Origin of the sequence: Deinococcus sp. NW-56, assembly GCF_002953415.1 — a bacterium.
Taxonomy (GTDB): domain Bacteria; phylum Deinococcota; class Deinococci; order Deinococcales; family Deinococcaceae; genus Deinococcus.
The window spans coordinates 1847968-1867194 of the sequence record NZ_CP026516.1 but is presented as its reverse complement, the minus strand read 5'-3'; the positions used below and the strand labels follow the sequence as shown (position 1 = coordinate 1867194).

16 protein-coding genes and 1 tRNA gene are annotated in these 19227 nt (G+C 71.0%); 7 read left to right on the top strand and 10 right to left on the bottom strand.

What is annotated here, in order from left to right; genetic code table 11:
* Positions 1 to 45 precede the first annotated feature (45 nt).
* Positions 46 to 1188: a citrate/2-methylcitrate synthase gene (locus C3K08_RS09350; RefSeq protein ID WP_199776910.1), complete on the top strand. Its 1143-nt coding sequence runs from the start codon at positions 46 to 48 to the stop codon at positions 1186 to 1188.
* Between the two features lie 60 nt (positions 1189 to 1248).
* On the opposite strand, the gene C3K08_RS09345 is transcribed toward C3K08_RS09350, so the two are convergent.
* From C3K08_RS09345 to C3K08_RS09325, 5 genes are all read right to left on the bottom strand, one after another.
* On the bottom strand, positions 1249 to 1674 hold the full coding sequence (locus C3K08_RS09345; protein WP_158679903.1) for a hypothetical protein: 426 nt from the start codon (positions 1672 to 1674) through the stop codon (positions 1249 to 1251).
* A gap of 148 nt (positions 1675 to 1822) precedes the next feature.
* Positions 1823 to 2275, bottom strand: a complete 453-nt coding sequence (locus C3K08_RS09340; protein WP_104991064.1) for a hypothetical protein — start codon at positions 2273 to 2275, stop codon at positions 1823 to 1825.
* 52 nt (positions 2276 to 2327) lie between these two features.
* On the bottom strand, positions 2328 to 3308 hold the full coding sequence (locus C3K08_RS09335) for an MBL fold metallo-hydrolase (RefSeq protein ID WP_104991063.1): 981 nt from the start codon (positions 3306 to 3308) through the stop codon (positions 2328 to 2330).
* 30 nt (positions 3309 to 3338) lie between these two features.
* Positions 3339 to 3803 (bottom strand): metallophosphoesterase family protein, encoded by a 465-nt coding sequence (locus C3K08_RS09330; RefSeq protein WP_104991062.1) that lies wholly within the window; start codon positions 3801 to 3803, stop codon positions 3339 to 3341.
* A 70-nt stretch (positions 3804 to 3873) separates the two neighbouring features.
* Positions 3874 to 4467, bottom strand: a complete 594-nt coding sequence (locus C3K08_RS09325) for a hypothetical protein (protein WP_199776909.1) — start codon at positions 4465 to 4467, stop codon at positions 3874 to 3876.
* Between the two features lie 212 nt (positions 4468 to 4679).
* Here C3K08_RS09325 and C3K08_RS09320 point away from each other — a divergent pair, with 212 nt between their 5' ends.
* Positions 4680 to 6206, top strand: coding sequence for a PQQ-binding-like beta-propeller repeat protein (locus tag C3K08_RS09320; RefSeq protein ID WP_369848202.1), 1527 nt, complete (start codon positions 4680 to 4682; stop codon positions 6204 to 6206).
* 118 nt (positions 6207 to 6324) lie between these two features.
* Here C3K08_RS09320 and C3K08_RS09315 read toward each other — a convergent pair.
* A tRNA-Ala gene (locus tag C3K08_RS09315) sits at positions 6325 to 6400 on the bottom strand.
* 137 nt (positions 6401 to 6537) lie between these two features.
* On the opposite strand from C3K08_RS09315, the gene guaB reads away from it, so the two are divergent.
* Positions 6538 to 8046, top strand: a complete 1509-nt coding sequence (guaB, locus tag C3K08_RS09310; protein ID WP_104991060.1) for an IMP dehydrogenase — start codon at positions 6538 to 6540, stop codon at positions 8044 to 8046.
* 78 nt (positions 8047 to 8124) lie between these two features.
* The gene (locus C3K08_RS09305) at positions 8125 to 8769 is read left to right on the top strand and encodes a hemolysin III family protein (protein ID WP_104991059.1); all 645 of its coding nucleotides are present in this window, start codon (positions 8125 to 8127) and stop codon (positions 8767 to 8769) included.
* Positions 8770 to 8829: 60 nt separating this feature from the next.
* Here the strand turns inward: C3K08_RS09305 and C3K08_RS09300 are convergent, their stop codons facing one another.
* From C3K08_RS09300 to C3K08_RS09285, 4 genes are all read right to left on the bottom strand, one after another.
* Positions 8830 to 9441 (bottom strand): site-2 protease family protein, encoded by a 612-nt coding sequence (locus tag C3K08_RS09300; protein ID WP_104991058.1) that lies wholly within the window; start codon positions 9439 to 9441, stop codon positions 8830 to 8832.
* Between the two features lie 38 nt (positions 9442 to 9479).
* Positions 9480 to 10619, bottom strand: coding sequence for a CCA tRNA nucleotidyltransferase (locus C3K08_RS09295; RefSeq protein WP_104991057.1), 1140 nt, complete (start codon positions 10617 to 10619; stop codon positions 9480 to 9482).
* A 7-nt stretch (positions 10620 to 10626) separates the two neighbouring features.
* The gene (locus C3K08_RS09290; RefSeq protein ID WP_104991056.1) at positions 10627 to 11871 is read right to left on the bottom strand and encodes a S1C family serine protease; all 1245 of its coding nucleotides are present in this window, start codon (positions 11869 to 11871) and stop codon (positions 10627 to 10629) included.
* Positions 11872 to 12038: 167 nt separating this feature from the next.
* Positions 12039 to 12950: an Hsp33 family molecular chaperone HslO gene (locus C3K08_RS09285; RefSeq protein WP_104991055.1), complete on the bottom strand. Its 912-nt coding sequence runs from the start codon at positions 12948 to 12950 to the stop codon at positions 12039 to 12041.
* 230 nt (positions 12951 to 13180) lie between these two features.
* Here C3K08_RS09285 and C3K08_RS09280 point away from each other — a divergent pair, with 230 nt between their 5' ends.
* The 3 genes from C3K08_RS09280 (at position 13181) to C3K08_RS09270 (ending at position 19224) form a co-directional block, all read left to right on the top strand.
* Complete coding sequence (locus C3K08_RS09280) at positions 13181 to 15037, top strand: ABC transporter substrate-binding protein (protein ID WP_104991054.1); 1857 nt, start codon at positions 13181 to 13183, stop codon at positions 15035 to 15037.
* Between the two features lie 75 nt (positions 15038 to 15112).
* Positions 15113 to 15796 (top strand): response regulator transcription factor, encoded by a 684-nt coding sequence (locus C3K08_RS09275; protein ID WP_104991053.1) that lies wholly within the window; start codon positions 15113 to 15115, stop codon positions 15794 to 15796.
* Between the two features lie 563 nt (positions 15797 to 16359).
* Positions 16360 to 19224 carry a GAF domain-containing protein gene (locus C3K08_RS09270; RefSeq protein ID WP_104991052.1) on the top strand — a complete coding sequence of 955 codons (2865 nt, stop codon included), beginning with the start codon at positions 16360 to 16362 and terminating at the stop codon, positions 19222 to 19224.
* The last annotated feature ends 3 nt before the right edge of the window (positions 19225 to 19227 follow it).

The following is a 19227-nucleotide window of genomic DNA, read 5'->3' as shown; positions in this document are numbered from 1 at the left end:
GGAATGGACGGCCCCGGCGCGGCGCGGTGGTATGGTGTGCCCACCATGACGAACACCGCCAACGTCGCCAAGGGGCTGGAAGGCGTCCTCTTCACCGAGAGCAAGCTGACCTTTATCAACGGGACCGAGGGCATCCTGACCCACCTCGGCATCCCGATTCAGGAGTGGGCCGAGCACAGCACCTTCGAGGAACTCTCGCTGGCCCTGCTGAACGGCAAGCTGCCCACCGCCGCCGAACTCGCCGCCTTCGACGCCGAACTCAAGGCCAACCGCGCCATCCCTGAGGCGCTCACCGAGATCATCCGCACCATGCCGCGCGGGGTTCACCCCATGCAGGCGCTGCGCAGCGCCGTGTCGTATCTCGGGCTGCTCGACCCCCAGGCCGAGCAGACCACCGAAGAGGCCCGCCGCGCCATCTCGGTGCGGATGATCGCGCAGTTCTCCACGATCATCGCGGCGTTGGGCCGCGCCCAGGAGGGCCAGGACATCGTGGCCCCCCGCATGGACCTGACCCACGCCGGGAACTTCCTGTACATGCTGACGGGCAAGGAGCCTTCGGCGGAGCAGGCCCGCCTCTTCGACATCGCCCTCGTGCTGCACGCCGACCACGGCATGAACGCCTCGACCTTCACGGCAATCGCCACGGCGAGCACCCTCAGCGACATGTACTCCTGCATCACCTCGGCGGTCGGGGCACTGAAGGGACCGCTGCACGGCGGCGCGAACGAGGCCGTGATGGACATGCTCGATGAGGTCGGCACCCCCGACCAGGCCGAGGCCTACATCACCGGGAAGCTCGACCGCAAGGAAAAGATCATGGGCGTGGGGCACCGCGTCTACAAGTACTTCGACCCCCGCTCGCGCGTGCTGCGCGACTACGCCGAGGTCGTCGCCAACAAGGAAGGCAAGAGCACCTACTACCAGATTCTCGAAACCATCGAGAAGACGGTCGTGGACCGCATCGGCTCCAAGGGCATCTACCCCAACGTGGACTTTTACTCCGGGACCGTTTACTCCGACCTCGGCATCCGCAAGGAGTACTTCACGCCGATCTTCGCGCTCGCCCGCATCAGCGGCTGGTGCGCCAGCGTGATCGAGTACACCCGCGACAACCGCCTGCTGCGCCCCGACGCGGTGTACACGGGCGAGCGCGACCAGAAGTACGTGCCGCTGCAAGAGCGTCAGTAACACTGGGAAGGCGGAGGCCGGGACCTGTGGGGTTCCGGCCTCCGGCCTTGCGGAGCGCCTTCAGGCTTCCAGCGGCTCGACCACCCAGGGGCCGTAGTGGTTCACGAAGCGGGCGTGGCTGTCGCGGAACGCCTGGGCCACCGCCGCGATCCCCGTCCCCGTGCCGGACAGGTCCACGCTCAGCACGATGTCGCCGCGTCCCAGGGCGTGGGCGTACTGCTCGATGTGTGAGCGCTCGTCGGTGAGGCCCTGCATCAGGCGCAGCAAGCGCCCCCACAGGCCGTGGCCCTCGGCGTCCAGCGCTCGGTGACCGTCGTCTCCCATGATGATCTGCACGGCCTGGTCCTTCAGCCCCAGGGCCAGCAGCCGGTCCGTGCAGTGCCGCAGGTCTTCGAGCGAGGTGAAGACGCCGTACACCCGGTTGCGGCTGAGCAGGGTGAAGTGCGCGGGGGCAGGGCGGCGTGACGGCTGAGAACGGGCAGGCATGGCTTCCTCCAGCGGCGCGGGCAGGGCAGCCCGGTTCAGTGGATGGACCTCCAGACGCGGCACCAGTAGGGAAACAGGTGCCCTGAGCCTACTCCGCGCGGATTAGGCCAGGGTGGGAGCCTGGCTCGCCCCCTCACGCCCCCCGCGCCTACGCGCTCAGGCCCTTGCCGCCGTGCAGGGTCCGCTCGACCGCCTCGGTCACCTCGGCCTCGAAGCGGCGCAGGTGTTCGCGCAGGCGCTCCAGCTCCTCCGGGCCGAGGTCGCGCAGCCACAGCACGGCGCGGCCCAGCACCGCGAAGGTGAGGGGAGCGTCTTCCGGCGTGTCCTCCTCCTCGACCGGATCGAGGTTCAGGGCGCCGTAGTCGAGGCCCTGGTTCATCAGGTTCATGCCCATCAGGATGTCCGCGAGCGAGTCTTCCTCGACGTACAGGTCGAGGTCGAGGTGCAGGCGCACGATCACGCCCCCCTGCGGGTCCCGCTCCGCGAAGAGGGCCACCCGGCTCTCGCCGTGGCGCACCAGCGCGCCGTCCTCGACCGCCTCGACACTCAGGCCACTGTCGGCCAGGGCGGTCATGATGCGCTGAAGTTCCGGGGCCGTCATGGGCGCGAGTATAGAGTGGGCGGGTGGTCCCAAAGGGTGGCCGCCGGGGGGTTCAGGCGTGGTACACCCAGGCCCCGTCCTGCCAGGTGCGGGCCAGCGCCCCCAGCAGCCGCAGGTGCTCGGCGTGCGCCAGCGTCTCCGCGAGGGCAAAGCGCCGCCCGGCCACGTTGAGGTCGCGCGGGAACATCACCAGGCTCAGTTCGTAGGCGGTGCGGGCCTCCTGCGCGGCCTCGGCCTGCACGAAGTCGAGCCGCTCGTGGTGGTGCGAGCGCAGTTCGCGGGCGCGGGCCTGCACGCCCTCCATGACGGGACCGTGATGCCCCACGACGGCGCGGCGGGGGTTCAGGGCTTCGAGCTTGCCGAGCGTCTGGAGGTAGTCCCCCAGCGGGTCGGGCCGGGTATAGGCGTACAGACCGATATTGGGGCTGATGCGCGGCAGGATGGCGTCCCCAGCGATCAGCAGACTTTCTCCTTCGTTCCAGAGGCCCAGGTGTCCGTCGGCGTGGCCGGGCAGCCACAGCACCTCCCACTCGGCCCCGGCCAGCGGCACGTGCCCGCCCTCGCGCAGCGGCTGGACCCGGCTGGCGGGGTGAACGCGGTCGCGGGTGCGGCGGCTGTCGCGCTCCAGACTCTCCAGCAACTCCGGCGGCAGGCCGTGGTCCTGCATGTGCTTGATATGCCCCGGTAGCCACTCTTCCCAGAGGTGCCAGTAGCGTTCGCCGCGCCCGATCTCCACGTCGAGCATCTGGACGCTGGCCCCGCTGCGTTCCTCCACCAGCCCCGCCAGCCCGTAGTGGTCGGGGTGGTGGTGGGTGATGATGACCCGTTCCACGTCCGGCCAGTGCAGGCCCAGCGCCGCCAGTCCGTCCTCGATGGCTCCCCGCGCCTCCGGCGTGTCGAGCGCGGTGTCGATCAGGGTGACCGGGCCGCCCGTGTCGACGAGCACCGTGACGGTCTTCATGGGGTAGGGGATGGGCACCTGCAGGGCGTGCAGGGTGCCGTGAACACGCACGGGAGTGGAAAGGGCCGTCATGGCAGGCAGGCTACACCCGCCGGGGGCCGCTCAGGGGGCCAGGACGACCGGCTCGGCCCGCACCCCGCCTCTCCCCAGATACAGCCACGCGCAGGCCACCGGCAGCCGGAAGCGGCGCGGTCCCACCGACCCCGGATTCAGGAAGAGGACGCCACCGCGTTCCTCCACGCGGGGCTGGTGCGTGTGGCCCGAGATCACGACCCGTATCCCGGCCGCGACGGGGGTGAGGTCCAGTGCGGCCAGGTCGTGCAGCAGGTACACCCAGACGCCGCCCAGCTCCAGCAGCAGGGTCTCCGGCAACCCGGACAGGGGCGGCGAGCGGTCCACGTTGCCCCGCACCGCGTGAACCGGGCCGGGAGAGGCCGCCCGCAGCTCCCCCAGCACCTCTGGTCGCCCCACGTCTCCCGCGTGCAGCACGGCGTCGGCCCGCGCGGCGAGAGGCAGAACCTCCGGGCGCAGCGGGCCGTGGGTGTCGGAAAGGACGAGGACGCGCATGGGGGCAGTCTAGGGGCGGGCACCAAAAAAGGGCGCCCCCACATGGAGGGCGCCCCTAAATCGCTGCGTCTTACAGGCGGCTCTGGATGGCGCGGAGGCTGGCGCTGTCGGCCCAGCTCAGGCCCTGGTCCACGTAGGTGCGGGCGGCGGCGCGGTCACCGCGCTGGAGGGCCAGGTAGGCGAGCTTGGCGGCGCTGAGGCTGGCGAGCTGGCGCTCGGTGTCGTTCAGTTCGCCCAGGCGGGTCCAGGCGTTGTAGGCGTTGATCCACCACTGGGTCTTGGTGTAGAGCTGCGCGAGGTAGGCCTGGTAGTTGCGGTTGGTCGCTTCCTGCTGCGCGGCGTAGAAGGCGTGGTCCACGGCGGCCTTCCACAGGGTGCGGTCGTAGAAGGGCAGCGGGTAGGCCACGTCGGCCTGCACGGCGAACTCCTGAGCGCGGGCGAAGTTCTGCTCGGCGCTGAGGGTCGCGGGGGACACGGTGGTCGCGGCGCCCGTCTGGACCGTCGTCTCGGTGGTGGTCGTCGTGGTCTCGGTCGTCTCGGTGGTCGTTTCCGTCGTCTCAGTCTGCTGGGTCTCGGTGCTGGTGTCGGTGGGGGGCGTGGTGGTGTCCTGGGCGGCGGCCAGTCCCGCCAGGGCGAACGCGGTCAGCATGAGAATCTTTTTCATAGCGAGAGCATCTTAAGACGCTAGCTTGGCGAGCGTCCATTCGCCAAACCACCCTGTAAAGGGAGTGTAAAGGAGCTTACCTTCACATGAGAAAAGCGCTGATTCTCTCACTTGCTCTGCTTGCGCCGACGGCTCTCGCTCAATCCTCTTCCATTTCCCCTTCGCCCACCGTCACGTGGTTCAAGGACCTCAAGGTCATCTCCACTGTCGCCGTGTCGGACGACGGTGACCTCTATTTCGTCGGGTCCGACAACCGCCTGCACCGCACGGACGGGCGGGGCGTGGAGCGTTGGAACCTCCCCGTGGGGGACATTGGGCGGGCCAGTCCGGTGATCACGCCGCAGGGCACGGTGATCGCGGCCTCCTACGACGACCACATCTATGCGGCAGATGCCTCTGGCAAGCAGCTCTGGCGTACCCGGCTGGACGGGGACATCTTTGCCAGCCCGGCGCTGCGGCCCGACGGCAGCCTGATCGCGGCGACGGCGGGCGGCACGGTGTACGCGCTGGGGCCGGGGGGGCAGGTGCTGTGGACCTTCAAGGTGGGGGCGCCTGTGTTCAGCAGCCCGGCGGTCGCGCGGGACGGCACCATCTACTTCGGGGCGCAGAACAACCGCCTGCACGCGCTGACCCCCGACGGCAAACTCAAGTGGGCCTTCGGGGCCGGGTCGCTGGTGTTCAGCAGCCCCGCGCTTGACCGTCAGGGGAACGTGTACTTCGGCTCCAGCGACCGCAAGCTGTACGCCCTTGACCCCGCCGGGAAGCTGCGCTGGACCCGGCAGACCGACCTCTTCGTGAACGCCAGCCCCATCGTGACAAGCGACGATCTGGTCGTCGTGGGCAGCTACGACGGCAAGGTCTACGCCGTGAACACGACGGGCGAGGACGAGTGGGTCTATGCGGCGGGCGCCCCGGTCGCGGCGGCGGCCGTGCAGCTCGCCGACGGCAGCGTGGTCGTGCCGGACCTGACGGGGACGGTGCACGCCATCGGCCCGAACGGGCAGGTCCGCTGGACGGTCAAGACGGGCAAGAAGATCGACACGTCCGTCGCCGTGAGCGACCGGGGCGTGCTGTACTTCGCCACCGAGGGCGGCGGCCTGAGCGCCGTGGAGCGGCAGGCCCCGCTCGCCGACGGTCCGTGGACCAGCTTTCGCAGCGTGCCCGCCGGGTGGGGCCGCGTGTTGACCCCGCAGGAGACCGCCGCCCGCACCGCCTCCAAGCGGGCGGCGCTCGCCGCGCTTCCGGCGACCCGGCCGAATGCACCGGTGCCTGCCCCCACCCCCGCCAAGCCTGTCCCAACCCCTCCGGTGGCAGCCCAGCCCCCGGCCCCCGTTCGCCCAGTGACGCCTCCACCCGCCCCCAGCCGCACGCCCCAGGCTGCCGCCGAGGCCGCCGGACGCGGAGCGAGGGCCGTGAACGGACAGGTGGTCCTGCCCCTGACTGACCTCACGGCGGCGCTGGGGGCACGGGTGCAGGTCCTCACGCCGCGCACGGTGACCCTGGGGTTCCCGCAAGCCGGGACGCCTCCCCGGACCCTCCCGGTGCAGGTCGTGGGCCGCGCGGCCTACGTCCCGCTCTCGGCGCTGAAGACCCTGCCGGGCGTCACGCTGAAGTTGGCCGGGACGGCGACAGGACTGCAACTGCGCCAGGGCGAGCGCCTGCTCACGTTGCCGCTGAATGTTGCGGCCCTGGCCCCGCTGCGGGGCGAGCCTGAATACCCGGCCGTCGTGCGGCGCTGACCCAGCCTCGGAAGAAGAGGAGGGTCTAAGACCCCGCTCGCAAGGGCGGGGTTTGCTCTCCCTGACTGGGTCAGCCCGATGCCAAAGAAAAAAGCCCGCGCATGGCGGACTTTCCTGATGGTGGAGTCGAGGGGGATCGAACCCCTGACCTCGTCATTGCGAACGACGCGCTCTCCCAGCTGAGCTACGACCCCACACTCTTCTTCGGCCCCCTTGCAAGGGCGAGGCAGAATCTAGCACGCTCCCCAGAACCGTGCAAGGGCCGCTGGGCGGTCAGGGGTGCGGGACAGTTCCGGCGGCGGCCTCACCCTCCCCAGGTACACTCCGGTGCATGAGTGCCCCCTCGACGCCCGCCCAGCCGTCCCCGGCTGCCCACGAGGACCGCTACGCCTACAAGTTCGGCCAGGAAGGCATCACCTTTGATGACGTGCTGCTGCAACCGCGGCACTCCACGGTGCTGCCGCACGAGGTCAGTGTGGAGACGCAGCTCACCCGGCGGGTGCGGCTGAACATCCCCTTCGTCTCGGCGGCGATGGACACGGTGACCGAAACGGCGATGGCGGTGGCGATGGCGCGGGAGGGTGGTCTGGGCATCCTCCACAAGAACATGGGCATCGACGCCCAGGCCGAGATGGTCCGCAAGGTCAAGCGGTCGGAAAGCGGCATGATCGTGGACCCCATCACCCTGCCGCCCTCTGCGAGCGTGGCCGACGCCGACCGCTTGATGGCCGAGTACCGGATCAGCGGTGTGCCGGTCACGGATCCGGCGGGCAAGCTGCTCGGCATCATCACCAACCGCGACATGCGTTTCGTGGACGACCTCAGCCTCCCCGTCGCGGACGTGATGACCCGCGAGGACCTCGTCACCGTGCCGGTGGGCACCACGCTGGAGCAGGCGCAGGAGATCTTCAAGCGCCACCGCATCGAGAAGCTGCTGGTGACCGACGGGGAGGGATTCCTGAGGGGCCTGATCACCATCAAGGACCTCGCCAAGCGGGTGAAGTACCCCCGAGCGGCGAAGGACGACCTCGGACGGCTGCGGGTGGGCGCGGCCATCGGGGTGGGGGCCGACCTGATGGACCGCGCCGGGGCGCTGGTGGCGGCGGGGGCCGACGTGCTGGTGCTCGACAGCGCCCACGGCCACAGCCAGGGCATCCTGAACGCACTGGCGCGGGTTAAGGAGACCTTCGACGTGGATGTGATCGCGGGGAACGTCGCCACCCGCACCGGAGCGCGGGACCTGATCGCGGCGGGGGCCGACGCGGTGAAGGTCGGCATCGGGCCGGGGAGCATCTGCACCACCCGCGTGGTCACGGGGGTCGGCGTCCCGCAGATCACCGCCATCTTCGAGGCGTCGGCAGCGGCGCTGGAGGCGGGCATTCCCGTCATCGCGGACGGGGGCATCAAGCAGACGGGCGACGTGCCCAAGGCCATCGCGGCGGGCGCGAGCGCCGTCATGATGGGGTCCATGCTCGCCGGAACCGACGAGGCCCCCGGCGAGGTCGTGCTGCGCGACGGCCGCCGCTACAAGAGCTACCGGGGCATGGGGTCCCTGGGCGCGATGGACCAGGGCAGTGCCGACCGTTACTTCCAGGGCGGCAGCCGCAAGTTCGTTCCCGAGGGCATCGAGGGCATCATCGCCTACCGGGGCACGGCGGGCGAGGTGATCTACCAGTTTGTCGGCGGCCTGCGCAGCTCCATGGGCTACTGCGGTGCTCCCGACCTCGGCACCCTGCGCCGCGAGGCCCAGTTTGTCCGCATCACGGGCGCGAGCCTGGTGGAGAGCCACCCCCACGGGGTCACCATTACCAAGGAAGCGCCGAACTACGGGGGGAAGTAGGCCAGACCTAGGGAGCCGCGCCGCGGACTGCGTCCCAGTCCCCACATCCTTCCCGGCCCGCGCTCTACCCTGAGGGGCGTGAAGCGACTGCTGACCGCCCCCCGCGAACCTGTAAACGCCCTGACCCACTGGGGTGGGGCGCTCGCGGGCCTCGCGGTGCTGGGGCCGCTGCTGTGGTGGGCCTCGTCACGGGGGCTGACGCTGTGGCCCTTTGCGGTGTTCGGGCTGAGCATGGTGGCGCTGTACGCGGCGTCGGCGAGCTACCATTCCTTCCGCCCCGGCGAGCGCGGGCTGCTGTGGCTGCGCAAGCTCGACCACGCGGGCATCTTCCTCCTGATCGCCGGAAGCTACACCCCGGTCGCCTACTTCGGGCTGGAGGGCGTATGGCGCGACGCCGTGCTGTGGCTGGTGTGGGGCATTGCGGGGGCGGGCGTCCTCCTCAAGCTGCTCACCATGCGGCTGCCGCGCTGGGTCAGCACACTGCTGTACTTGGGCATGGGATGGCTGGCGCTGCTGTTCCTGCCGCAACTCGCCCGCACCCTGCCCGGCGCGGCCCTCTTCTGGCTGGCGGCGGGGGGCGTCCTGTACTCCATCGGCGCGGTGATCTACGGGACCAAGCGCTGGAATCCCCGCCCCGGGGTGTTCGGGTTCCATGAGATCTGGCACCTGTTCGTGCTGGGGGGGACCGGGGCGCACGTGGCGATGATGTTCCACCTGCGGTAAGTCCGGCAGAAAACAAGGCCCCAGCCGTTCTGGCGGGGGCCTTTGCCGTGGGGAGCAGGCCTAGCGCAGCCCCACCAGGCTCAGCACCCAGCCCTGCACCGTCCCGATGATCTGCTCGATGGGTTCACGGGCCAGGAAGATAAACAGCATCACGATCAGGAACGAAAAGGGTTGGGCCTCGAACTGCGCGAGACTGCGCCCCAGCGAGGGCACCAGGGCGCCCAGGATGCGGCTGCCGTCCAGCAGCGGAATCGGAATCAGGTTGAAGACCGCCAACACGATGTTGACGCTCAGCACGGTCAGCAGAATCACCGGGATCAGCCCGGTCTTGGGCAAGACCGCCAGCAACAGGGCGCACAGCAGGGCGATCAGGATGTTGCTGATCGGCCCGGCGGCGGTCGCCCACAGGGTGCCCCAGCGTCCCAGGTTGTTGGGGTTGATAGGCACAGGCCGCGCAAAGCCGAAGCCTGCGATCAGCAGCAGCAGTGTCCCGAAGGGGTCGAGGTGCTTGCCGGGATTGAGGGTGACCCGCCCGAAGCGCCTCGGCGTGGGGTCGCCCAGCCGGTCGGCGGTCCAGGCGTGGGCGAACTCGTGAACGGTCAGCGACAGCGCCAGCGCCGCCGCGATAATCACGAACGCCAGGGGACTTTCGGTCAGCAGGCTCAGGAGCATAGGGGGGCATTCTACGGGCCGCGCCCGGCCCGCCGCCGTCAGCCCGGTGACGGAGTCGCGGCCTCCCCCCGGAGATAAGCCTCCAGCGCCGCTTCCTCGTCCGACCGGGACTGCACCTCACCGACCCGGCGCAGGGCCGCGAGGTGGGCGAGTGCCGCCCCCACCGCCGGGCCGGGCGGAACGCCCCGGGCGACCACGTCCCGCCCGCTCAGGCCCGCGTAAGCCCCCGGCCGCAGCAGCGCCCGCAGGATGGTCTCCGGGCTGCCGGGGGAGGCCGGGGCATCTCCCAGGGCGCGGGCCAGCAGGGCGCCGGGCTTCTCCCCCAACCCCAGCCGACCTGCCCACGCGGCGGGGTCGGGGGCCGCCGAGAGCAGGGCCGCCGCGGAGGTGGTGGGGGAGACGACTTCGCCCGCGTCCTGCCGGGCGTCCAGGGCTTCCAGCCGCTCGGCGGCTCCGGCGGGAAGCAGGCAGCCCGCCCCCCACCCCTCCAGCACGCGGGCGGCCCGCCCCGGCCGGGGTTCCCGGAGCAGCAGCCACAGCTCGGCCCACAGCCGGGGCGTCTGCTCGGCCATACCGAGGGCGTCGGGCACCTGCCGCTGCAACTCCGGGTGGGCCTCCAAGCCCAGCCGCCCAGCCAGCCGCGCTCCCCGGACCAGGCGGCTGGCGTCCTCGTGCAGGGAGTGGGGGTGCAGGGGTCGCAGCACCCGTGCCCGCAGGTCGTCCAATCCGCCCGTCACGTCCAGCAGGCGGGGCGGCCCATCCGGGGGCACCTCCAGCCCCAGCGCATTCAGCCCGAAATCGCGCCGGGCGAGGTCGTCTTCCAGGGTGCCGGGAAGGGGCAACGGGTTCGCGCCGGGCACCGGGTACGTCTCGCGCCGCGCCCGCACGAGGTCGGCGTGTCGGCCGTCCGGCAGGGTCACGGTCGCGTTGCCGAAGGCGGGGTGAACCAGGGTGGGCAGGCCGCTCGCCGCCGCGAGGGCACCCGCGTCCACCCCCTCCACCGCCACGTCGAGGTCGAGGGGGGTGCCGCCCAGCAACGCGTCCCGCACCGCTCCGCCCACCAGGGCGACCCGTGCCCCCGGCCCCGCCTCCCGTGAGAGCGAGCGCAGCCACTCGCGGTCCTCGGGGCGCAGGCGGTCCCAGACCTCGCGGCCCAGGCTGGCCGGGTCGGCGGTCATGGGGCGGTCACTCGAAGGCGGAGGCGTCGAGGGTGGCCTGTACCTCGCGCTCCTCGCCGTCTCGCCAGACGCGCAGGCTCACGGCGTCGCCCTCGCTCTTGTCCAGCAGGGCGGCCTGAAGATCTTCGAGGGCGTCGACTGGTTGCCCCTCGGCCTCCACGATCACGTCGCCCCCCAGCGCGATCACGCCGCCGGGGAACTCGCGGGCCTCCCCGCCGCGCAGTCCCGCGCGGGCGGCGGGGGTGTTCGGCGCGACCTGCCCCACGACCAGCCCGCGCTCCGGGAGTCCCAGTTGGCGCCGTCCCTCCGCCGTGAGCGCACTCAGGCCCACCGCTGCCTGCTGCCCACGGGCCTGCACGACCAGCCCCGCCGTGATGCCCAGCCGGGGAGCGCGGACCTCGCCGCCCCCGGCTTCCTGCAAGCGGGGCAGCAGGTTCTTGGCGGCGTTCACCGGAATGGCGAAGCCCACCCCGGCGCTCTGCTGGCTGCCGCCCGTGGCGATCTGGGTGTTGATCCCGATCACGCGCCCCGACGAGTCCAGCAGCGGTCCACCGGAGTTGCCCGGATTGATCGCCGCGTCGGTCTGGATCGCCTTCTGGGTGATGCCCTCGCCCGACCCGGACCCCGAGAAACCGATGGGAATCTGCCGCTCGGTGCTGCTCACGATGCCCTCCGTGACGCTGAATTCCAGCCCGAAGGGAGCGCCCATCGCCACGGCCTTTTGCCCCACCGCCAGCGTGTCGCTGTTGCCCAGCGGAATGGGCCGGATCAAGTTCTGGGCCAGCCCCTCGGCCCGGATCAGCGCGAGGTCGTACTGCGGGGCGGTGCCGATCACCTCGGCGGGCACAGCTTCTTCCTGCCCCATGACCCGCACGGTAATGCGGTCGGCCTTGCCCTGGCCCCCCTCGCCCGCGATGACGTGGTAGTTGGTCAGGATGTCGCCCGCCTCGTTCACGAAAAAGCCGCTCCCCACCCCCTGCTGCACCTGCGTCTGACCGCCGCCGAACAGCCACCCGAGGTCCTGCACGACCTCCAGCTCGGTGCTGATAAACACCAGCCCCGGCTCGTAGCGCCGCACGATGTCCATGGTGTTGCGCTCGTTCTGAAGCCGGGCGCCCGCCTCGCTCGCCGGGGCCGCTTCCTCGGCGGCGGGTGGCTGGGCGCCGGACACCGGCACCTGATCGCGCAGCAGCGTGGCGCCCAGGCCCAGACCCACGAGGACCAGCAGGACGGCGGGGAGACGGTTCTTCATGACGGAAGTATCCCAGGTCGGGCTGGGGAGGATATGGTCCGCGCCTCTGTGCCCATTCATCCTCGGCAGAACGCGGGAGGCCCCTGCGCCCGGTCGTTCGCCGCTCAGTCCACCCAGGAGAAAGGGCCACCCCAGCGGGTGACCCTCCCTCCATCAAGCGGCCGACTTCAGGCCTGCGCCCGCGCCGTCTCCGCGTCGAGGCTGGCGATCTCGCCGGGGGTGATCTGGTAGTGCTCGCCGCACCAGTGGCACACGACCTCCTGCCCACCCTCGTCGCGCATCTCCTGGCGCTCGCCCGGCGCGAAGAACTTCAGGCTGTCGAGCGCCTTGCCCCGCGAGCAGCGGCACTGGAAGCGGGCGGGTTGCGCCGCCGCCGCCAGCACGAGGTCAAGCCCCCCCGCCGCCGTGTGCATCGTCTCCAGCAGGCTGCCCCGCCGCAGGTGGTCGGTGAGCTGACCCATGCCCCGGATGTTGGCCTCCAACCGGGCCAGCGTCTCGTCGGTCACGCCCGGCATCGCCTGCACCAGCAGCCCGCCCGCGCGGTAGACCCGGCCGCCTTCCTCGTACACGCCCAGCAGCACCGCGTTGGGAATCTGCTCGGAGACGCCCAGGTACGCGCTCACGTCCTCGGCGATCTCGCCGCTGACGAGCTGGGCGCTGCCCGTGTACGGCTCGCCGTTGTCCAGCAGCCGGGTCACGGACAGTTCGCCGTCGGTGCCCACGATGCCGCGCACGTCCAGCTTGCCATCGGACTCGCGCAGCGGCAGGTCCGCGCCCGGCTCGCGCACGTAGCCGCGCACCCGGCCGTCGGCGCTGCCCTCGGCCACGATCCAGCCCACCGGTCCGCCCCCCTGCACTCGCACGGTGACCCGGCTGTCAGGCTTCTTGCCCAGCACGACCGCCAGCAGCGCGGAGGCGGCCAGCGTGCGCCCCAGCGCGGCGGTGGCGGTCTTGCTCAGGCCGTGGCGCACCCGCGCCTCCTCCACCAGCCCCGTCGCGTCAATGCCGACCAGCCGCAGGGTCCCCCCCGCCGCTGTGCCGCGCAGCACGAACGATTCTGTATACGTCTCCGAAATCATCACGAAACCTTACATGAGGGCACTCAAGCCCGCTGTGCGGGGCATTTCAATCGGAGCGTGATCACGGGTGAGTCACACTTAATCAGGCTGGGAGAAGTCCTCATCAGTGGGCGCTAGGCTGCTATCCTGCCCCGCAGTCCGACCCTTCCACCGGGGCACGGCCGATTGTCTGTCCGCTTCGCTACACTCTGGCCCCACACCGTCCCACCCCATCCCTCACAGGAGTCTCCATGACCAAAGCCGATCCCCGCTTCCGTCGCCCGCTGGGCCTGATCGCCCTGACCACCCTGGCCCTGACCCTCGCGGCCTGCGACGACAAGACCGAGACCAACACCAGCACCGAGAGCGGCACCATCGCGACGACCGAGGGCAGCGGCACCGAGGGTTCCGGCGAGACCGCGTCCACCGGCAGCACCTCCTCCGGCGGCAGCCGCGACGTGCTCGTCGTGCAGGAGAGCGCCGACATCCCCACGCTGGACCCCGGCACCACCTACGACACCGGCAGCGGTCAGGTCGTGGAGAACCTCTACGAGACGCTAGTCACCTACCAGGGCAACAGCCTGACCGAACTCGAGCCGCTGCTGGCGACCGAGTGGAATATCGCCAATGGGGGCACCGAGTACCGCTTTACCCTGCGTGACGGCGTGCAGTTCCACACCGGCAATGAGTTCAAGTGCGCCGACGCCGAATATACCTTCCGCCGCAACCTCGTCACGAACACGAGCGACAGCGGCAACTGGTTCCTCGCCGAGAGCCTGCTGGGCACCGGGGCCAACGCCAACGACGACGATTCGGTCACCTGGGACAAGATCAGCGCGGCGGTGCGCTGCGACGGCGAAACGCTGGTCTTCACGCTGCCCAAGGCCGACCCCGCGTTCCTGTCCAAGCTGGCCTACATCGGTCAGGCCATCGTGGACTCCGAACACGCCAAGGAGATCGGCGAGTGGGACGGCACCGAGGCCACCTGGAAGGACGCCGTGGGCAAGGACCTGACCGGCAGCCCGCTTTCGCAGCAGCCCAGCGGCACCGGGGCCTACAAGTTCGTGAGCAAGGACGCGACCGCCTTCCGCGCCGAGGCCTTCGAGAACTACTGGGGCGACAAGGCCAGCATCAAGAACGTGCTGATCCAGATCGTGCCCGAGCAGGCGGCCCGCCTCCAGGCCTTCTTGCGCGGCGACGCCGACATGGTCGAGACCGGTGGCCGCGCCATCATCGAAGAGCAGCTGCGCGGCAAGCCCGGCGTGGCGGTGCTGGACAACCTGCCCGACACCAGCGCCTTCGGCATCTTCATGAACCAGGACATCAAGGGCGAGGGGCGCCTGGGCAGCGGCAAGCTCGACGGCCAGGGCATCCCGGCGAACTTCTTCAGCGACGTGAACGTCCGCAAGGGCTTCGTGTCGGCCTTCGACGTGGACACCTACATCAAGGAAGTGCAAAACGGCGTGGGCGAGCCGCGCAACTTCCTGCTGCCGGAAACCTTCCCCGGCTACAACCCCGACGTGGAGCCCCCGCAGTTCGACCTTGACGCGGCCCGCGAAGCCTTCCAGCAGGCCTGGGACGGTCAGGTCTGGGAAAACGGCTTTGTCGTGAACGCGACCTACCGCGCGGGCAGCGTACCTCAGCAGACTGGGATGGAACTGCTGAAGAAGAACATCGAGTCCCTGAACCCCAAGTTCAAGGTGAACCTCGAAGCCAAGCAGTGGAGCGAGATTCTGGAAGCCGGGGACAAGGGCGAGGAGATCCTGATCAGCACCGGCTGGGCGCCCGACTACGCCGACCCGGACAACTTCGTCCACACCTTCTACTCCAGCGAGGGCTACTACAACCCCCGCGCCAACTTCAAAGACGAACAGATCGACGCCTGGGTGAACGAGGCCCGCAGCACCAGCGACGCCGAGCGCCGCGACGAGCTGTACACCCAGATCGCCGAGCGTGCCCGCGATCAGGCCTACTTCATCCTGATGCCCAGCACCCCCGGCATCCTGGCCTACCGCGACAACATCCAGGGCATCAGCGAGGAGAACTACAACCCGATGCTGGCCTTTGCCCGCGCCGGGACGTACTGGAAGAACCTCAGCAAGAACTGAGCCTGCCCGCCCTCTCCCCGGAAGCCGCCCTCCCACGTGGGGGCGGTTTCTGCTGGCCTCGCGTATGCTGCCCCCATGCACGACGCCGACGCCTCCGCCGCCCCCGCGCGGCCCATCACCCTGCTCCTGGTCGACGACCACCCGGTCGTCCGCAAGGGCACCCGCGAACTGCTGGAAGGCGAGAGCGACCTGCACGTCGTGGGCGAGGCCGACAGCGGCGAGGACGCGGTCGGGAAGGCCCGCGAGCTGCGCCCCGACGTGATCCTGATGGACGTGTCCATGCCCGGCATGAACGGCATCGAGGCCACCCGCGCCATCAAGGCCTTCCTGCCGGGCGTCGGCGTCCTCGTCCTGACGAGCTACGACGACGACGCTTACGTCTTCGCGCTGCTGGAGGCGGGGGCGGCCGGGTACCTGCTGAAGAACACCTCGGAAGACGACCTGCTGGGCGCGGTGCGGGCGGTCGCGGCGGGGGAGAGTGCCCTGCACCCCTCGGTCGCCCGCAAGGTGCTGGAGCGCTTCAGCACCCAGCAGACGCCCACGCCGCCGGAGGACGCGCTCAGCCCCCGCGAGCTGGAGGTCTTGCGGGTGGCCGCCACCGGGCGAACGAACAAGGAGATCGCCCGCGATCTCGACATCAGCCCGCGCACGGTGCAGGTCCACTTGGCGAACATCTTTTCCAAGCTGGATGTGGGCAGCCGGACGGAGGCGGTGCTGTACGGAATCAAGCGGGGGTGGATTGATCCGAAGACGCTGTGAGGGGCGGGGGCAAGGGGTCTCGATTCGGTTTGCCCCCACCCCCAGCCCCTCCCCCAGACTCGTAGAGCTGCGCAGCAGAGGGGGCAACGTCTCTGCCGCGCGGGGCGGCCCGCGCGTTGCCGCTCACTCATTCAGCGCGTCTGGTACTGGGTGGAGGGGAGCGGCGCTGCGCTCGGCAGGGCCACATGGGCGGCGCGGGTGGGCGTTGTCTTCTGCCGGAATGTTGGATCTTGGTGTGATCTCGTCGCGGCCACCGTCTCGCTGCGCGAGCCGACGTGGGGAAGGCGGTGCGGGGGCCGTTCGCCCACACCTGTGTGGCGTCGGCTGTGCCCGTTTTTGAAATGCTCAGGCTGTGGCGCCTTTCCTCCTCTCCCCTTGTGGGGGACTCGTATGAGCTGCTTGCAGAGGCTGGGACTCGTAGAGCTGCGCAGCAGAGGGGGGTCGCGAGCGCCAGCTCGCCCTCTCAAATCTGGGCTTGTACACCTTCAAAGCCAATGCCGCCTCCCCAACCCCAGAACCTCTGGCACCGGCGCAGTTCCTCAGCATCTCCTGAACTTTTCCCCATGACCCTCCCCCCCCTCCCCCCCGACCTCGCTGCCGCGCCCACCGTGGGGGCATTCGGCGCGGCGCTGGCCCGCTTCGCCTGTCAGGCCGTGCGGGCGCATGGGGTGCAGGTGTGGGCGGTGACGGGCGGGGCGCTCGTGGTCGTGGGTGAGGAAGGGCGGGGCCTGGGCCTCAGCGACGGCACGCTGGCGGCGCGGGCGCTGGCGTCGGGCCAGCGGCAGGAGGAGGGCATGCTGGTCGCCCTGCCGTTCGGGGGCGGCGTGCTGGAACTTGTGGGGGCGGAGGGGGCCGGGGTGGAGGCGCTGGCCGGGCTGCTGCCGCTGCTCACGCTGGCGCTCGAAGGCGTGCAGGCCCGCGAGACGCGGCGGGGCCGGGGCCGGGTGGCAGAGACGGTCGAGCAGCTCGTGCGGCGGCTGGGCGGGAGCCTCGACCTCGCGGAGGTGCTGACCGCGACCGCAGAGAGCGCCGCGCTCGCGCTGGGCTTCGGGCGGGCGTTCGTGGCCCTCTTCAGCGAGGTGCAGGACGGGCGGGCGCGGACGGGCGAGGTCTTCTCCTACGGCTTCGACTCGGCCTTTACCGGGGGGGTGGGGGTGGGGCCGGTGTCCTTCGGACGGCTGGTCGACCGCGGCGAGGTCATCCTGTACGACCGCAGCCGGGACGGGGCCTCGCCCATGGCGGCGGGCCTGGCGGAACTCGACCCGGAGGTCGCGCTGATTGCCCCCCTGAGTGCACGGGGGCGCCCGCTGGGGCTGCTGTACGTGGACAGCCGCTCGGCGGGGGTGCGCGTCTCGGAGGACGACACCTGGCTGGTACTCGCGCTGGCAGAGCAGGCCAGCCTCGCCATCGACAACGCCCGGCTTTACGGTACCGAGACCCGCAAGCGGGAAGCGGCCGAAGCCCTGCGTGAGGCGGGCGCGGCGCTGGCGGGGAGTCTGCACCTGCCCGACACCCTGTCGAAGGTGCTGGAGCGGGCCAAGCTCCTCTTCGGAGCGGACGCGGCGGGCGTCTACGAGCTGCAACCCGACGGGCGCACCCTCAGCATCCGGGGAGCGCTGGGGCTGCCGGGCGAGTACGTGCTGCGGGTGCGGGCCAAGGTGGGGGGCGGGGTGACCGGGCGGGCCGTGCAGCGCCGCGAGATGGTGGCCGCCCGCGACCTCCCCGCCGAGGGGTACGGGGGCAGCAGCCGCTACACTCGGTCGCTGCTCGCGCGGGGCGAGTACCCCTACCGGGGCGTGGTGAGCCTGCCGCTGGGCACCCGCTCGGGCGTGTTCGGGGTGCTGACCCTGTACTGGACGGCGCCGCTGCCCCTCGACGCCGACGACCTCGCGCTGGCCGAAGTGTTCGCGGGGCAGGCTTCCCTCGCCATCGAGAATGCCCGGCTGTACGAGGAAGAACTGCGCCGCGAGCGCGAGGCCGCCGTCCTGCTGAACGTGGGCCGGTTGCTGGGTGAGGACCAGAGCGACCGCGCCCTCGCAGAAGCTGCGCGGCTGGCGACCCTGGCGCTGGGGGCGGGCCGGGGGCTGATCGCGCTGACGGGCGAGGACGGAGCGGTGGTGCGCTGCGCGACTTACAACCTGCACGCGCCGAATGGAGCCGAACTCGCCTCGCTCGCGGGGCAACTCGGCCGGGGGCCGCGCCCGCTGACTCGGCGGCACGCCCTGCCGGTCGCGGGCAGCGCCCTGATCGTGCCGCTGCGGGGGGGCGGCGAGGGGGAGGAGGTGCTGGGCTTCCTCTACGCCGACGACCCCGGCACCGAGCCGCCGAGCGACCGGGTGCTGGCCCTGTCGCGCAGCGTGGCCGACCAGATGGCCCTGACGCTGACCCGCGAGCGGCTGCTCTCGGCGCTCGCGCGGGAGGAGGCCCGGTACCGCCAGCTCGCGGAAGGCGCCCACGACCTGATCCTGAGCGCGGACGGGGCCGGACTCGTGACCTACGCCAACCCTGCCGCCGTTCGGCTGCTGGGGCCGCTCGTGGGCGCGAGCCTGCTGACCCTGCCCACGCCGGGAACCCGCCCCGCCCTGCACGCCGCCTGGGAAGGAGCGCGGCGTCAGACCGCCGGGGGCCGCGCCGAGATCGAGGTCGGACCGTACCGCCTGGAGGTGCGTCTCAGCGCGGTGAGCGGGCCAGCCGGGGGGATGCTGGCGGTGGCCCGTGACCTCTCCGAACTCCAGACCCTGGCCGCCGAGATTCAGCGCCGGGGCCGGGCGCTGGAGGCCGCGACGAGCCGCCAGACCGAGCTGCGGACCTACCTCACCCTCTTTACCCAGGCGCAGGAGGAGGAACGCCGGCGCATCAGCCGCGAGCTGCACGACGACACCGCGCAGGTCCTGATCGCCACCTCGCGCCGGGTGGCCCGGCTGGCCCGCGATCTGGAGGGACCGGGGCGCGAGCGGGCGCAGGACATCCTGGGGGACCTCGACGCGGCGATCGAGAGCGTGCGCCGCTTTGCGCGAAACCTGCGGCCCAGCGTGCTCGACGACCTCGGGCTGCTGCCCGCGCTGGAGTGGCTGGCGGGACAGGCCGCGACCGATACCCGGCTGGAGGTCAGCGGCCCCGAGCGCCGCCTCGCCCCCGCCGTGGAGCTCACGGTGTTCCGGCTGGTGCAGGAAGCCCTCGCCAACGTGGACAAACACGCGGGCGCCCGCAGCGCGGCCATCCGGGTGGCCTACGCCCCGGACGGGGTGCGGGTGACCGTGCGCGACGACGGGCAGGGCTTCACGCCGGACCAGGCGCAGGCCCGTGCCCAGGCGGGGCATCTCGGCCTGATCGGGTTGCGCGAGCGGGTGGCCTTGGCGGGGGGTGAGCTGGAGGTAGACAGCGAGCCGGGACGGGGCACAGCGGTGGTGTTCGCGCTGCCGGGGTAGGGG

Excerpts from the sequence above, each read along its gene's own strand:
- C3K08_RS09330 (WP_104991062.1), bottom strand. The coding sequence starts at position 3,803 with ATGCGCGTCCTCGTCCTTTCCGACACCCACGGCCCGCTGCGCCCGGAG.
- C3K08_RS09335 (WP_104991063.1), bottom strand. The coding sequence starts at position 3,308 with ATGACGGCCCTTTCCACTCCCGTGCGTGTTCACGGCACCCTGCACGCC.
- C3K08_RS09275 (WP_104991053.1), top strand. The coding sequence starts at position 15,113 with ATGCACGACGCCGACGCCTCCGCCGCCCCCGCGCGGCCCATCACCCTG.
- C3K08_RS09340 (WP_104991064.1), bottom strand. The coding sequence starts at position 2,275 with ATGACGGCCCCGGAACTTCAGCGCATCATGACCGCCCTGGCCGACAGT.
- C3K08_RS09285 (WP_104991055.1), bottom strand. The coding sequence starts at position 12,950 with ATGATTTCGGAGACGTATACAGAATCGTTCGTGCTGCGCGGCACAGCG.
- C3K08_RS09325 (WP_199776909.1), bottom strand. The coding sequence starts at position 4,467 with ATGAAAAAGATTCTCATGCTGACCGCGTTCGCCCTGGCGGGACTGGCC.
- C3K08_RS09300 (WP_104991058.1), bottom strand. The coding sequence starts at position 9,441 with ATGCTCCTGAGCCTGCTGACCGAAAGTCCCCTGGCGTTCGTGATTATC.
- C3K08_RS09270 (WP_104991052.1), top strand. The coding sequence starts at position 16,360 with ATGACCCTCCCCCCCCTCCCCCCCGACCTCGCTGCCGCGCCCACCGTG.
- C3K08_RS09345 (WP_158679903.1), bottom strand. The coding sequence starts at position 1,674 with ATGCCTGCCCGTTCTCAGCCGTCACGCCGCCCTGCCCCCGCGCACTTC.
- C3K08_RS09295 (WP_104991057.1), bottom strand. The coding sequence starts at position 10,619 with ATGACCGCCGACCCGGCCAGCCTGGGCCGCGAGGTCTGGGACCGCCTG.
- C3K08_RS09290 (WP_104991056.1), bottom strand. The coding sequence starts at position 11,871 with ATGAAGAACCGTCTCCCCGCCGTCCTGCTGGTCCTCGTGGGTCTGGGC.
- guaB (WP_104991060.1), top strand. The coding sequence starts at position 6,538 with ATGAGTGCCCCCTCGACGCCCGCCCAGCCGTCCCCGGCTGCCCACGAG.
- C3K08_RS09350 (WP_199776910.1), top strand. The coding sequence starts at position 46 with ATGACGAACACCGCCAACGTCGCCAAGGGGCTGGAAGGCGTCCTCTTC.
- C3K08_RS09280 (WP_104991054.1), top strand. The coding sequence starts at position 13,181 with ATGACCAAAGCCGATCCCCGCTTCCGTCGCCCGCTGGGCCTGATCGCC.